Here is a 15,607-nt window from a genome sequence, read left to right as displayed (position 1 = left end):
AGGAGGGGGAAGTGATTCATTCCGTTGTAGTGACGGGGGTCTCGAGTGGGATTGGCCTTGAGCTTGCTCGGTCTTTTGTCGAGGATGGCTATCAGGTGTTTGGCAGTGTTCGCAATCCCGAGGACGGGGAGCGATTGGCTGCTGAGCTCGGCGCCTCTTTTATACCACTGTGCTTCGACGTCACTGATTCACAAGCAGTTCAATCGGCTGCTCGTCGTGTCGAGGCGATCGTCGGCGCTCGCGGGTTAGGTGCACTTGTAAACAACGCTGGTATCAGCGTATGTGGTCCGCTGATGCATTTACCTATCGATGAGATTCGCGCGCTGTTCGAGGTTAACGTGCTAGGTGTGATTCAAGTGACGCAAGCGTTTCTTCCGTTACTTGGTGCGAAAGCAGATTCACCGCATCGGCCTGGCCGGATCGTGAATATTGGTTCGGTAAGCGGTGCCATTACTGTCCCATTCTTTGGTGCGTATGCGGGTACGAAGCACGCAATTGAAGCGGTGACACAGGCCTTTCGTCGTGAGTTGAAGATCTACGGTATTGACGTAATCGCGATCGAGCCGGGTTTCGTTAAAACGTCGATGTTCAGGAAAACTGAAGCGCAGAGTCCCGTGTCACGCTTCTCAGAGACCGCGTACGAGCCGCTCTGGGAGTCGTTTCAGCGTGAAATGGCGCGGCTAGAGGGAAAGGCAAAAGACGCACGCACAGTCGTAGACGCGGTTCGTCACGCCTTGACTGCAGCAAAGCCGAAAACGCGCTATCCGCTGGATCCACTCTGGTGGATCGGCAGATTCCTGTCGGATCGGCAGTTCGATCGATTGATTTTCAGCGCGCTTGGACTGACGCACGCATTACGGGACGTGCAGCGAACCATGGGTTCCCCCCTCCCGATGGGAGGGGCGGACGCGAGGGGGACTCCGCCAGAATAAGCAACAGGCCGTGGTTTAGTTGGTCTGGCGGACCCGCGCAAGGGCTTGTGAAAGATGATGCGCCGGATGCCGGCGCAAAGAACGAAATCAAGGAGACAGCACATGAGCAGCAACTACCCCGTCGTAATTTACGGCGCGAGCGGTTACACCGGTCGGCTCATTGCCGAGTACTTGCGAGATGCCCGCATTCCCTTTGTGGCGGCGGGACGCAGTCGCGCTCGGATCGAAGAAGCGATGCGTGTGGTGCCCGGCATTGACGATGCACGGTATGAAATTGTCGAAGTCGAGCACGATGTCGAATCGCTAACGAAACTGTTCCAGGGGCGCCGCGTTGTATGCAACACGGTCGGACCGTTCACTCGAAAGGGGCCAGTCGTCATCGAGGCTGCTTTGCGGGCGGGGATTCACTACCTCGATACTACGGGCGAACAGGCTTATATGCTGGACGTCAAGGAGCGCTTTGGTACCGAGTTCGAGAAGGCCGGTCTCGTGCTCGTCCCTTCGCTAGCATACATGTATGCGGTTAGTGAGATCACCGCTCGATTCTGCCTGGAGACCGAAGGTGTCGATTCGCTCGACATGTTCGCCTATGGCGTTGCCGTTCCGACGCAGGCATCCACAGAGTCCATTTTCGACATCGTTCGTAACAAGGCGCGATATCTTGCTGACCACGAGCTGGTCGAATATCGCGGTGTGGAGGTTCGAGATATCCAGATTCCGGGCGGCTCGGTACTCAAGGCTACGCACTGGGGCGGTACGGCAAATCCGGTCTGGTTTCATGACGATCCGCGAGTGCGCAACTGCAAGATGGCCGTCGCCCTGTCGAATCAGGACATTTACAAGCGTGTTATGGAGCTGGAGCGCGCCTTCAAGGTTCAACTTCAGTGGATTCCCGATGAGCAATTGATTCCACTCCTCGACAAGCTGGCCGCGAACATGACGCCGTCGATGCCTCCGCGCGAGTCGCGAAACGTCCATCGCTCGATGGATTGGTGCCACGGTCGCGGAAACAACGTTGCATCGGCCTGCACCATCTACGGGACTGGCGGTTATCTGATGACGGGTGCACTGCAGGCGTATTGTGCGATGCGGCTGATTCGTGGCACGCCGCGCGTGGCCGGATTCCGGTCCCCGTCTGAGGTGTTCGGTCATCGCGAATTGATTGGCGCACTGCAAGCCCAAGGTCTCGCCAGCGTAACGCATCAACGCGTTGTGTGAAGTACCGGGGAACAACGATGAAAGAGCCTGTTTATCTTGCCGGCATCAGCATGACACGCTTCGGCGTGTTTCCCGAGCGCTCAGTCAAGAATCTGACGCGCGAAGCTGTCGAAGGCGCATTGGTTGATGCTGGCGCGGAGCAGCGCGATATCCAAGTCGCGTTCTTTTCGAATACTGCCCAGGACATTCTGGAAGGGCAGGTTGTCGTGGCCGGCCAGGTAGCGCTCAGGTCGATGGGATTTGAGCGTATCCCGATGGTGAACGTCGAGAATGCCTGCGCGAGCGGCTCCACTGCAGTCCACATGGCTGTGAGCTACGTTCGGTCGGGCATGGCGGACATAGCGTTGGCAGTTGGTGTTGAAAAGATGAACTTCCCGGACATGGCCAAGGTCCTTGGCTTGTTCGACGGTGGCTTCGACGTACATGATCCCGACGGGTTGCGGCGTATCCTGACCGAGCTTGGTGGCAATCAATTCGATGCAGGCGTGGGTCATCGCAGCGCGTTCATGGAAGTCTACGGGAGCATCGCAAGAGCGCACATGCGTGATTTCGGCACGACTCAGCGGCAGATTGCGCTGATATCGTCTAAAAATCACCGTCATTCGACACTCAATCCCTCGGCACATTTCCGCCGGGAGTTTTCCGTCGATGAGGTGCTCGAGGCGCGCGCCATCGGCTTCCCGCTGACCGTCCCAATGTGCGCGCCGATGACTGACGGCGCCGCAGCTGCTGTCATCAGTAATGCGGAGGGCTTGCGAAGACTCCGTGCGAGTCGCTCCCTAAGGATCCTCGCCTCGATCGTTGGAACGGGAACGGATCGCCCGCTCACCGCATGGGATCGCTCGCTGACACGGATCGCCGCGCTACGGGCCTATGAAGAGGCCGGTGTCGGTTCGGCGGACATGTCGGTCGCGGAGGTGCACGATGCGACGGCGTTCGGCGAGTTGCTGCAGAGCGAATCACTCGGTTTCTGCGAAGTTGGAGCGGGTGGCGTGCTGGCCGAATCTGGTGCGACTGCTTTGGGGGGGCGTATCCCTATCAACCCATCTGGCGGCCTCGAATCGAAGGGACATCCGATGGGGGCGACTGGGATCGCTCAGTTGTTCGAACTGGCATTGCAACTGCGGGGCGAGGCGGGGCCGCGGCAGGTGGAAAACGCGCGCTTCGGCATCGCGGAGAACGGCGGCGGCATGTATGGGGGTGAGGAAGCGGTTGCATCCATCACCATTCTGGGGCGGTGACGTAACGCGGATGCGTTCGTCCCGGTAATTCGTTCGACATCAACCGAGCGATGACTAAAAGAATCTGTAGGAGACGAAAATGAGTGAAGGAATCCTCTCCATTCGTACCGACGGTGCAATTATGCACGTGTCGATCAACAATCCTCCCGTCAACCTTATGACCATTCAGATGGTCAAGGAATTATTCGGTTTGGTCGGACGCCTGAATTTCGATCCGTCGATCAAAGTGGTGGTCTTCGAAAGCGCGATTTCCGATTTCTTCATCGCGCATTTCGACCTGAATGACCTTCTGGCTTCCGCCGATGACCCAGCCGCAAAGGGAAAATTTGACGATATCAACATCCTGCAGTCCTTGAGCATCAGTCTGCAAAGCCTGCCGCAGGTGACGATTGCCAAGATCGACGGAGTATGCCGCGGCGCGGGGCTCGAACTGGTTCTGGGCATGAGCATGCGGTTTGCAAGTAAGTCCGCACGTTTTTGCGCACCGGAAGCAAGTTGCGGATTCTTGCCGTGCGGTGGAGGTTCCACGCGGCTAGCGATGACATGTGGGCCAGCACGTGCGCTTGAAATCGCCTTGAGTGCGCGCGATTTCAGCGGCGACGAAGCTCAACAGTATGGTTTTGTCAATTGCACTCTTCCCGACGATGAACTGCATGCATACGTGGAAACGCTTGCCAAGCGCATTGCGCAGCGCTCGATGCATACCATTGCGGTTAATCGGGAAGTCAGCAAGCGAGCGTTTGCGATGATGGCCGATGCGCTGTTTGCGGGGTTTGCGTACGAAAACGAGGCTTGGCGCGCGAGCATGCAGCAACCGGAAATGTCCCAATCTGTCCAGGCAATGATTGCAACCGGACAAACGAGGGAATCCGAGCTTGATTTGCCTCGCACGATCGACGGCATCCTGGAATCGCTATCCGCCAAGTAAATCATTCGTCGCGCGGCGACGGCTATCGGCCGTTGTCCGACCGTACGCGATTGTACAAGTCATCAGGAGCTGAATCATGAGCATCTCCCATCACGTACCGCTGCCTGCCGTCGGTCTTTCTGGATTCGAGGCACGTCTGTCGGAAGAAGAGGCGGGTGCGCAAGCCGCGCTGCATCGTTTTGCAGCAGAAGTGATGCGCCCCATTGGTCGTGAAATCGACAAAATGCCGGCCGATGAGGCGTATTTGCCCGGATCGCCATTCTGGCAATTCCATCTGGAGGTCGCCAAGCTGGGGCTTGGGCCGGACGCCTTGGCGGGTTTGGAGCCGGCGGCAGCGGCCCGTATGGAAGCCATCGTGATGGAGGAACTCGGATGGGGCGACGCGGGCCTGGCCGTTTCCACGGGCGCTGGCGCAATGCCCATGCTGATGGCGCAGGCGAGCGGTAATCAGGAGTTGATCGACATCTGCGCGGCAAAACTGGGGTGCTGGGCGGCAACCCAGCCGGACCGCGGGTCGGATGGTCTGATTCTCTACGCAGATGAGCGTTACCCAGGTTCCCAAGGCAACAAGGGCAATCTCCAGGCGAGCTTCGTCGGGGACGAGATCGTGATTAACGGTCAAACGTCGGCGTGGGTGTCCAACGGAGCGGTTGCGCAGGTCGCGTTGCTGGACATCGTGGCCGACTATGGCGAGGGTTTCTACGGTCCTGACGGTACGACGTACGGATGCAACATCATCGTGCCGCTGGACCTTAAGGGAATTTCCCGCGGCAAACCGTTGGAAAAGCTTGGAAAGCGTGCTCTCCCGCAAGGAGAGATTTACTTTGACAACGTGCGAGTTCCGCGCCGTTTTGCAATCGCAACGCGTGAGGATTACGAATTGAAGCACGCGTATGCATGGGCCCATGCCGGTACTGCGATGAGTCACATCTCGGCCGGACTGGCGCGTGCCGCATTCGAACTTGCGTTGAATTACATCCATGAACGCCGGCAGGGCGGAGCCCTGCTGGCTCAACATCAGCTCACGCAATATCGCATCGGTGCAATTGGCGTCAAGGTCGAAGCCATTCGTGCAATGGCTCGACACGTCGCAGAGTACACCAAATGCTCACCGCGTCCGCATCCGTATTTCACTGCCGCCGGAAAGGCCTTCTGTAGTGGAGAGATGCTGACAGTAGTCAATGAGTCGCTGCAACTATTCGGCGGAGTCGGGCTGACGCGCGAATTCCCGATCGAAAAACTCCTGCGTGACGCGCGTGCGATGCAGATTGAAGACGGGGAAAACAATATTCTTCTGACGCACTACGGTTACCTCGTGAGTCAGTTGTACCAGCAGGATGGCTGGGCGCGAGCTTGAGCGAACGGTACGGGCGAGTGACTGAAAACTGGATGACTGAAAGATGGCAATTATTGACTTCTTTGACCGTGGCTGGATGTTGAACCGGCACGGTACCGCATACGTGATGGATGGGCGTCGATGGAGTTACGACGAAACGTACGCGATGACATGCCGTATCGCGCATGGTCTGATCGATGCTGGCATGGAGAAGCAGGCAAAAGGGGCGGTGATGGCGGGCAATCATCCACTTGCATGGATGTGCGTGCTCGGCATGTGGCGTGCCGGCCTTGCGTGGGTTCCACTGAATCCGCGCAGCAGTGTCGACGAGAATGTGAGCTTGTTGCAGAACTTCGATACCGAAATCCTGTTTTTCCAAGCGGCGTTCGCGCCGATTCTTGACGCGGTGCGCGCCTCGTGCCCACAACTCAAGCATTTCGTCTGCATTGACGGCAACGTTGCCGGGTGTGAATCGCTTACCGCATGGTTGGAGAACCAGCCGGCGACGCCACCCAAGGTCGACTTCGATATGTCCGATGTCGTGGCGATCATGCCAACCGGTGGTACCACAGGGGCACCGAAAGGAGTGATGCAAACGCATCGCAACCTTGGCGTGTCGATTACCAGTTCGATGATGAACGTCCACTACGCGCCGGGTGAACCGGTCGTCAATTTGGCAGCGGCCCCGATGACCCATAGTGCGGGCTTCCTGTCGCTGTCCGCGACTGCGCGTGGAGGCACAGTGGTCGTCCTCTCAAAGCCGGACCCGAGTGCGCTCCTCGACGCCATTGAGCAACACCGTGTGACCGAGTTCTTCCTGCCGCCGACCGTCATCTATCGCCTGCTCGAAATTCCCGGCATCGATAAGCGGGACTTCTCGTCGCTGCGTTATTTCATGTACGGCGCAGCACCCATGTCGGTGGAAAAGCTGAAGAAGGCATTGACCGCGTTCGGGCCCGTCATGTTTCAGGGCTACGGCCAGACGGAGGCGCCTGGCGCGATTGCGTTCATGCGGCCAGGCGACCACTTTGTCGGTGGACAGGTCGCTTCGGACATGAGACTCAGTGCATGTGGCTTGCCATGTGCGTCGAACGGCTTGGCCGTCCTCGACGACCAAGGACACGTGTTGCCAATCGGGGCGAGCGGCGAGATTTGCGTGCGTGGCGATCTGGTGATGAAGGGGTATTACAAACAACCTGAGCGCACAGCAGAAACTATTGTGGATGGCTGGCTGCATACGGGAGACATTGGACATATCGACGATGATGGCTTCCTGCATATCACTGATCGCAAGAAGGACATGATTATCAGCGGCGGCTTCAACGTCTATCCGAGCGAAGTCGAGCAGGTGATCTGGTCTCACCCAGCGGTGCAGGACTGCGCGGTGATCGGTGTACCGGATGACACCTGGGGAGAGGCTGTGAAGGCAGTCGTCGAACTGATTCCCGGCGGCGATGTCTCCCCGGACGAACTGATTGCCTTGTGTCGTGATCGTCTCGGTCCCGTCAAATCGCCAAAAAGTGTCGAGATTGTTGGCCAATTGCCGCGGAGTACGGTGGGCAAGGTACTGAAGAAAGATATTCGCGCTCGATACTGGCAAAACGCACAGCGGGCTATTTAGCATCAACAAAAATCATTGATGGAGCGAGACATGACTGAAATGAATCGACAATGGCTGTTGCGTAGCCGCCCGGACGGCATGGTCGGTGTAGAGCATTTTGAATATCGTGAAGCGTCAATTCCAGTGCCGAACGACGGCGAGGTGCTGGTGCGCTCGCTGTACTTCGGATATGACGCGAGTCAGCGCATTTGGATTACCGAGCACGGCGGCTATTTGCCGCCTGTGGGTATCGGTGAGCCAATGCGCACAATGGGGATTGGTCAAATCGTCGCGTCGCGCCATCCGTCATATGCCGTGGGTGACATCGTAACCGGTTTCATGAGTTGGCAGGACTACGTGATTGCGCGAGCCGACGGTCCGATGCCCCTGCAAGTTCTGCCCAAGGCCGATTATCCATTGACCTGGAATCTTGGCGTCTTGGGTGTCGGTGGGCTGACTGCCTATTTTGGCGTGACCGACGTGCTGAAGGTCCAGCCGACCGATACCGTCGTGATCTCGGCTGCCACGGGCGCTACCGGATCCATCGCGGGCGACATCTGCAAGGCGGTGGGGGTCAAGCGTGTTATTGGTATCGCAGGCGGCCCCGAAAAGTGTCGATGGATTACTGAGAAGGCACACTACGACGCGGCCATCGACTACAAGCGAACTGATTTCGTCAATCAGTTGCGCGAGTTGTGCCCGAATGGTGTCGATGCGTACTTCGACAACGTCGGCGGCGACATGCTGGACGTGATGCTCGACAATATGGCGCCGAAGGGACGCATTGTCATTTGTGGTGCTATGGCTTCAGGCTATACGACTGTCGATGTGCCGGGGCCGAAGAAGTATATGAATATCTGCACGAAGATGCTGCATATGCAGGGCATCTTGTTGTTGTTCTATCGCGATCGTCTGCAGGAGGGGATCGAAACACTCGCGCGCTGGATTGCTGAAGGGAAAATTCATGTCGAAGAGGAGATCGTGCACGGATTTGAGCATGCACCGAGGCTCTTGCCGCTGCCGTTTAGCGGGAAGAACCCGGGGAAACTGATCCTTAAAGTGGCGGATCCGTCCTGAACATGCCTGGAGGCGCTGTGATCAACAATAAGGTTTTTGTCATAACCGGTGCTGGATCCGGAATCGGACGCGCTCTGGCGCTGGAGATCGCGTATCGCGGCGGGGCACTTGCCCTGTCCGATATCAGTTGCGACGGTCTTGCGGAGACGGTTGCTCAATTGCCGACTGGAACACGAGTCTGCACGTATGTGCTTGATGTGTCGGATCAGGAATCGGTTTACCTTCACGCCGATGAAGTCGTCGCACACTTCGGCAAGGTGGACTACGTCATTAACAACGCCGGAACATCGGTATTGGCTACAGTTGAACACTCGACGTTCGAGGAAATTCAACGAGTACTCGCAATCAACCTGTGGGGCGTAATTTACGGCACAAAGGCGTTCCTTCCGAAGCTGCTCCAACAGCGCGACGGATGTATCGTCAATGTGTCTAGTGTGTTTGGTCTCGTGGCGACGCCCTGTTCGGCGGCGTACACGATGTCCAAATTTGCTGTGCGAGGATTGACCGAGACGCTGTGGCAAGAACTTGAGGGTACGGGCGTACGAGCCGTACTCGTCCATCCAGGCGGCATCAATACCAATATCAGCAAGGTTGCAGAGGCGGTCAACGAAAGCGAGTTCGAGCGCAAGCTTAAAGCCGCAAATGTGCGGCAAATGACGACCACACCGGAGGAATGCGCGCGTGAAATCGTAGCAGGTCTTGAGCGCGGCCACAAACGTCTTTTGGTTGGAAACGGCGCGACCGCGTTGCACTGGATATCGAGACTGTTCCCCGATAACTACGGTGCGCTCGTGCGTCGGAAACTCGGTGTGTAACCCGCATCGATCTCACGCTTAGATACTTTCGCATCAATTGCGTATTTACTAATTGGAGTTGTTCATTGGCTTCGTACATTGTTCCGCTCGAAGAGATGCGGTTCGTCTTGCGTGAATTGTCGGACATCGAGCGCGTGTTTCAGACGCCGAATGCGGAATGCCTGGTTGACAGTGATTTGACCGAGACCATTCTGTCGCAGGCCGCACATTTTGCATCGGGAGTGTTGACGCCGTTGAATGCCGTCGGCGATCGTGAGGGCGCCCATTGGTCGCCAGATGGGGTGACGACGGCACCGGGTTTTAAGGAAGCCTACCGGGAATTCATCGAGGCGGACTGGAACAAGGTTTCGATGCCGGTCGAGTATGGCGGCCAGGGTTTGCCGACCCTCATGTGTGTCGCGGTGCGGGAGATTTTCACGGGAGCGAATAAGGCTTTCTGTATCTGCACCGATTTGACCGACTCCGCTGTCCAGGCCCTCATGTTGGCAGCCGACGAGTCGCTTAAGTCCGTCTACGTACCCAAACTGGTCAGCGGAGATTGGTCGGCGACGATGAATCTGACCGAGCCGCACGCTGGATCCGATGTGGGCGCATTGCGTACGCGCGCGGTCAACAACGGAGACGGTACCTATCGCCTGTTTGGTCAAAAGATATTTATCAGCTTCGGCGAGCACGATCTGACTGAGAATATTGTCCACCTCGTTCTCGCCCGGACTGCTGGCGCGCCTGACGGCGCGCGTGGTATTTCGCTGTTCTTGGTGCCTAAATTTCTTCCGTCCGCAGCCCGGAACGATGTCCGATGCGCCGGGATCGAACATAAGCTCGGAAACCACGGCAGTCCGACCTGCACCATGATTTATGGCGGCGAGAGCGACGGTGCAGTGGGCTGGATGGTCGGCGAGGAGAATAAAGGTCTTCAGACGATGTTTGTCATGATGAACGAGGCCAGATTCCACGTCGGTATGGAGGCGGTCGCAGTCAGCGAGCGGGCATATCGTCAAGCATTGGCGTACGCCGAAGAGCGAGTGCAGGGCAAACCTGCCGATGGCGGTGATGAGTCGGTGGCAATCGTTCAACACCCTGACGTCAGGCGAATGCTGTTGTCGATGCGCAGCCAGACTGAAGCTATGCGAGCGGTGGGTTACCTACTCGCGGCTGCGCAGGATTTGGCTCATCGTCATCCCGATACGGCAGTACGTGACGAACGGCGAGACTTCGTCGATCTCATGATCCCAGTATTCAAGGGGTGGGCGACCGAAACGGCAGTCGATGTGACCCGGACATCGATCCAGATCCACGGCGGACTTGGCTACATAGAAGAAAGCGGAGCATCACAACCATTGCGTGACGCGTTAATTTGCCCGATATACGAAGGGACCACCGGAATTCAGGCAAACGACCTAATTACTCGAAAAATCGTTCGTGATGGTGGTGCAAGACTGCACGACTGGCTGGCACAAGTCGTTCAGACGGTAGGCGAACTTCGGCAGGAACCGACGTTCAGCAGTATTGGGGCGACGCTTTTTGAAGGTATTGCCGCAGTGCGACGTGCGACAGATTGGATCTCAGAAGCGTATCCCGTTCGGCCACTTGAAGTACTTGCCGGAGGGGTGCCCTTCCTGCGGATGATCGGCATTGTTGCTGGCGGATGGCAGATGGCTCGTGCCGCACTTGTGTCGTCTCGAATGCTTGAGGCTGGGAAGGGGGATGCACAGTTTCTTCGAGGCAAACTCGCGAGCGCGAAGTTCTACGCGGCTCATGTTTTGCCGCAAGTTCAGGCGCTCGAGATTGCCTTGATATATGGCGGTTCCGCGACGCAGGATGAGGCGGCGTTTCCCAATATCTAGCTTACAGATACGGCTAGTCGTACAACCATCGATAAGCACGACCGAGTGGATCGTCGAATTCTGAAGAATTGGCAAACGACCTGATGAATTGAGAGAGCAAGCAGATGAAAGTGCTGGTGCCGGTGAAAAGAGTGGTTGATTACAACGTGAAGGTCCGCGTGAACTCGGACAACACGGGCGTTGACATCGCGAACGTGAAGATGTCGATGAATCCGTTCGACGAAATCGCCGTTGAAGAAGCCGTGCGTCTGAAGGAAGCAGGCGTCGCGACCGAAGTGATCGCGGTGTCGGTGGGCGTCACGCAAGCGCAGGAAACGCTGCGCACGGCGCTGGCGATCGGCGCGGATCGCGCGATCCTCGTCGAATCGAACGACGGCGTCGAGCCGCTGGGCGTCGCGAAGATCCTGAAGGCGCTGGTCGACAAGGAGCAGCCGCAGCTGGTGATCCTCGGCAAGCAGGCGATCGACGACGATTCGAACCAGACGGGCCAGATGCTGGCGGCGCTCGCAGGTCTCCCGCAAGCGACGTTCGCGTCGAAGGTGACGATCGCCGACGGCAAGGCCACGGTTGCGCGGGAAGTCGACGGCGGCGCGGAAACGCTGTCGCTGACGCTGCCGGCGGTGGTCACGACCGACCTGCGCCTGAACGAGCCGCGCTACGTGACGCTGCCGAACATCATGAAGGCGAAGAAGAAGCCGCTGGAAACCGTGAAGCCGGAAGACCTCGGTGTGGACGTCGCGCCGCGTCTGAAGACGCTGAAGGTGGTCGAGCCGCCGAAGCGCGCGGCCGGCGTGAAGGTGCCGGACGTGAAGACGCTGGTCGAGAAGCTGAAGACCGAAGCCAAGGTGCTGTAAGAGGGAGCGGAAAGAAATGACGATTCTGGTGATTGCAGAACACGACAACGCGTCGATCAAGGCCGCGACGCTGAACACGGTGGCGGCGGCGGCCGAAGTTGGCAAATTCGTCGGCGGCGACATCCACGTGCTGGTCGCGGGCCACAACGCGCAAGCGGCGGCCGATGCGGCAGCGAAAATCGCAGGCGTTTCGAAGGTGCTGCTGGCCGACGCGCCGCAACTGGCCGAAGGCCTCGCGGAAAACGTCGAGGCGACCGCGCTGAACATCGCGAAGGACTACTCGCACATCCTCGCGCCGGCGACGGCCTACGGCAAGAACATCGCGCCGCGCATCGCCGCGAAGCTGGACGTCGCACAGATCTCGGACATCACGGCGGTTGATTCGGCCGATACGTTCGAGCGTCCGATCTACGCGGGCAACGCGATCGCGACGGTGCAGTCGAGCGACTCGATCAAGGTGATCACGGTGCGTGCGACGGGTTTCGATCCGGTGGCGGCGGAAGGCGGCAGCGCATCGGTCGACAAGATCGAAGCGGCAGCCGACGCCGGCAAGTCGCAGTTCGTGAGCCGTGAAGTGACGAAGCTGGACCGTCCGGAACTGACGTCGGCGAGCATCATCGTGTCGGGCGGCCGCGGTCTGGGCAGCGGCGAGAACTACACGAAGGTGCTGGAGCCGCTGGCCGACAAGCTGTCCGCAGCGCTCGGCGCATCGCGCGCGGCAGTCGACGCCGGCTACGTGCCGAACGACTATCAGGTCGGCCAGACCGGCAAGATCGTCGCGCCGCAGCTGTACATCGCGGTCGGTATCTCGGGTGCGATCCAGCACCTGGCCGGCATGAAGGATTCGAAAGTGATCGTCGCGATCAACAAGGATCCCGAAGCACCGATCTTCAGCGTGGCCGACTACGGCCTCGTCGGCGACCTCTTCACACTGGTGCCGGACTTCGCCGACGCTCTGCAGTGATTGTCTTAACAACGATTTTGGGTATATGGATTCAATGCAACGAACGCGCCACGAGGCTGCATTGGCCGCAAATGCGGAGGATGCGTCGGTCTGGCGGTGGTTTGCTTATCTATTGGAGGAGCGACGTATCCGCTGGCGTTGGCAGTCCAACACATGGCTGGTGCATGTCGATCGTCTCCATGTCGCGACGGAAATCACCTTTGATCGCGCGATTCGCGAAGCAAAGGCTGCTGCACAGCTGCGCAATCTAGGCTCACCCCAATCAGAATTTAGCTGCGGAAGGAGGCCTACGCGGTCCACGGGAACCTGCGCCGTGACTCGGTAAGGTAGATCATACGCACGACAATCCTTCTTGTGCGCATTGACGCATACGTATTGAGGTAGCGCCGTTGAGTATTCCTGATGTGGCCGATTTGCTTTCTATGAACGCTTCAAACGACTCGCCACAAAAAGCAAATTCAGATCCAGATGGAATACGATTTCTTGTCCTCAAACTGGCAGATTGTTTGGCTGCATCAGGCATAGCAACGTTGAAGGAGAAGTTGATGGGTGCGGTGGATACGTCTTTGCGTACGCTGGTCGAAAAATGGCTCGGGCAGACGCCAGCTATGCCGATTCGGGTAACACGATTTGGTCGTATGCCCTCGAATCGGCGACGCTATGTATGCGTCGAAGCATTGCGACCAGCAGGCGTGTTGGCGATTTATTTTTTCCTTCATGATGACGGAGCGTGGTATGTGTTTCCGCCTGAGGTTGAACGTCCGGTGATGAGCGTTTGATGGCGTGCTGGGTCGCTGCACTATCTGTGATTGCCGAATGAGAGATAGTTTGTGGTGAGGTTGTGAATTTTCGAAATTTTCAATAAATACAGCCGTCGGGTTTGGTTATTTTGGGAGATGCGTTTCAAAGAACCATGTTATTGATAAGGTCGACCAAGTAATTATTTGCCGGAGACGGTGATCATCAATTTCGTTAATGCGATATCGGGGGCGCGATGGGTCGCGTGACACGCAGCATCAAGCTTGAAATGGCACTATCTGCTGGCGCATTTCTTTTATTCATATTCGCGATTGGCGCGTCGGGAGTATGCGGGCTTTCAAAGATGAAGTTGTTTCTGACGCAGCAGTACGAGGAAAGTTCGACTTCGGATAAGGAGCTTTCTCAAGTTTTCAAGTCGCAACTCGATATTGTAATTAGAGTTACGACAATTGACTCAAATGCAGATCAGGAGGAAATCAAGCGGGTCGGCGATCGGATCCGCGCAGATGAAGTGGAAATGGAGCAGGCATGGGAGCACTATTCTCAACGACACGCCAGTCTGCCGAGGCGCGATATTAATCGGAAAGCCTCAGATAGCCTCGGTCGATTTGTAGAAATAGTGCGCCGTATAGGAAGATTGCTTGAAGGTGGCGACATGAATGCTGTCCGGCTCGCTATCCCCGATTTCATCGTCGCGGCCACAGACCTTAACAACTCGCTGCAGTCGGAGGTCCTGTCAATCGCATCGACTTCAAATAATTTTGTTGATTCTGCCGAATCAGATTTTCGTCATTTTCGCGGCATTATTGTTGTCCTGGCCTCGATTAGTGTATTGATGGCCGTCGCGTGCTCGCTCTATGGTGTACGAACGATGCTTGACCCGCTTGGCACGGCAGTCGGTGTCGCAAATGAGATTGCAGATGGACGGCTCGGAAACAGCGTTACGATTGCATCTCGCAACGAATTGGGTTATTTGCTGGAATGTCTGTCACGAATGGACCATCAGCTTGGAGGAACTGTTCGGCGTATCCAGGTGGCTGCTGAGCATATTAAAGGAGCGTCACGCGAAATTGCCGCCGGTAATCTGGATTTGTCCGCACGTACAGAAGACAATTCGGCGTCCATCGAGCAAACGGCCGCGAGCATGACAGAGTTGACAGAAACAGTGAAACAAACTGCGGAAAACGCGCGACGCGCAAGTATGCTCGCGGTACAAGCCAACGATTTCGCCGAGGCTGGGAACGAGGAAGTGCAAGGAATGGTAGCGGGGATTGGGAGAATCAGTGCGAGCTCCGGGAAGATCTCGGAGATATCCGGCGTCATTGAGGGCATTGCCTTTCAGACCAACATCCTCGCGCTCAACGCTGCTGTGGAGGCTGCACGCGCGGGCGAGCAGGGACGCGGATTCGCTGTGGTAGCGAGTGAGGTCCGGAGCCTGGCACAACGTGCTGGTGCAGCGGCGAAGGAAATTAAGGAAATGATCGGGACGTCGGTCGGCTTGATCCGTGACACCGCGCAGCAGGCAGCGTCGGTTGGCACAACGATGTTGGAAGTGAAACAGGCAATCAAACACGTATCTGACATTATTGGCGAAATTGCTACTGCTTCGAATGAGCAAAGTCATGGTATCGAGCAAGTCAGCCGCGCAGTTGTGCAGATGGATCACGTCACCCAACAGAATGCCGCGCTGGTCGAGCAAGCGGCAGCCGCGACTCGATCGCTCGAGGAGCAAGCAAGTACGTTGGAGGCGGCCGTGTCGGCGTTTCAGATTTCTGGACGAGATACAACGGCTCTCGGAGTAGCATGAGGAGAGACGACCCACGCACTTTAGCGGTTTGAATGACTATTGCGTGAAGGTCCCGACGTGCAGCTCTTTGCTGAATGCAGATGCCCTCGAGGTGGTGAGCCTGATTAGTTTAATCGTCCAAACAGGGCAACGCCGACGCCATCTGCGAACCAATCCAACTCTCAGACTGAAGGGAATCACGCATGAAGATTCACGAGTACCAGGGTAAGGAAATCCTGCGGAAATTCGG

General features: G+C 57.2%; 13 protein-coding genes. All 13 read left to right on the top strand.

What is annotated here, in order from left to right:
• Positions 1-11: 11 nt before the first annotated feature.
• The 13 genes from DIE21_RS35190 (at position 12) to DIE21_RS35125 (ending at position 15,378) form a co-directional block, all read left to right on the top strand.
• Positions 12-932, top strand: coding sequence for an SDR family oxidoreductase (locus tag DIE21_RS35190; protein ID WP_221622414.1), 921 nt, complete (start codon positions 12-14; stop codon positions 930-932).
• A gap of 102 nt (positions 933-1,034) precedes the next feature.
• Complete coding sequence (locus tag DIE21_RS35185) at positions 1,035-2,150, top strand: trans-acting enoyl reductase family protein (protein WP_124501955.1); 1,116 nt, start codon at positions 1,035-1,037, stop codon at positions 2,148-2,150.
• Positions 2,151-2,167: 17 nt separating this feature from the next.
• Complete coding sequence (locus tag DIE21_RS35180; protein ID WP_124501954.1) at positions 2,168-3,391, top strand: thiolase family protein; 1,224 nt, start codon at positions 2,168-2,170, stop codon at positions 3,389-3,391.
• A gap of 79 nt (positions 3,392-3,470) precedes the next feature.
• Entirely contained in the window at positions 3,471-4,319 is an 849-nt protein-coding gene (locus DIE21_RS35175; RefSeq protein WP_124501953.1) for an enoyl-CoA hydratase/isomerase family protein, read from the top strand.
• A 76-nt stretch (positions 4,320-4,395) separates the two neighbouring features.
• Complete coding sequence (locus DIE21_RS35170) at positions 4,396-5,676, top strand: acyl-CoA dehydrogenase family protein (RefSeq protein WP_185642913.1); 1,281 nt, start codon at positions 4,396-4,398, stop codon at positions 5,674-5,676.
• Between the two features lie 43 nt (positions 5,677-5,719).
• Positions 5,720-7,276, top strand: coding sequence for a class I adenylate-forming enzyme family protein (locus DIE21_RS35165; RefSeq protein ID WP_124501951.1), 1,557 nt, complete (start codon positions 5,720-5,722; stop codon positions 7,274-7,276).
• A 30-nt stretch (positions 7,277-7,306) separates the two neighbouring features.
• Positions 7,307-8,332: an NADP-dependent oxidoreductase gene (locus tag DIE21_RS35160; RefSeq protein ID WP_124501950.1), complete on the top strand. Its 1,026-nt coding sequence runs from the start codon at positions 7,307-7,309 to the stop codon at positions 8,330-8,332.
• A gap of 17 nt (positions 8,333-8,349) precedes the next feature.
• Positions 8,350-9,147, top strand: coding sequence for an SDR family oxidoreductase (locus DIE21_RS35155; protein WP_124501949.1), 798 nt, complete (start codon positions 8,350-8,352; stop codon positions 9,145-9,147).
• Between the two features lie 95 nt (positions 9,148-9,242).
• Entirely contained in the window at positions 9,243-10,994 is a 1,752-nt protein-coding gene (locus DIE21_RS35150; protein ID WP_221622415.1) for an acyl-CoA dehydrogenase, read from the top strand.
• Between the two features lie 104 nt (positions 10,995-11,098).
• Positions 11,099-11,848 carry an electron transfer flavoprotein subunit beta/FixA family protein gene (locus DIE21_RS35145; RefSeq protein ID WP_124501947.1) on the top strand — a complete coding sequence of 250 codons (750 nt, stop codon included), beginning with the start codon at positions 11,099-11,101 and terminating at the stop codon, positions 11,846-11,848.
• 16 nt (positions 11,849-11,864) lie between these two features.
• On the top strand, positions 11,865-12,812 hold the full coding sequence (locus DIE21_RS35140) for an electron transfer flavoprotein subunit alpha/FixB family protein (protein ID WP_124501946.1): 948 nt from the start codon (positions 11,865-11,867) through the stop codon (positions 12,810-12,812).
• A 389-nt stretch (positions 12,813-13,201) separates the two neighbouring features.
• Complete coding sequence (locus DIE21_RS38215) at positions 13,202-13,591, top strand: hypothetical protein (protein ID WP_311767475.1); 390 nt, start codon at positions 13,202-13,204, stop codon at positions 13,589-13,591.
• A gap of 224 nt (positions 13,592-13,815) precedes the next feature.
• Positions 13,816-15,378 (top strand): methyl-accepting chemotaxis protein, encoded by a 1,563-nt coding sequence (locus DIE21_RS35125; protein WP_260432595.1) that lies wholly within the window; start codon positions 13,816-13,818, stop codon positions 15,376-15,378.
• Positions 15,379-15,607: the final 229 nt, after the last annotated feature.

Origin of the sequence: Burkholderia sp. Bp9140, from assembly GCF_003853425.1 — a bacterium.
Classification (GTDB): Bacteria; Pseudomonadota; Gammaproteobacteria; order Burkholderiales; family Burkholderiaceae; genus Burkholderia.
This window is presented reverse-complemented; position numbering and strand designations above follow the sequence as displayed.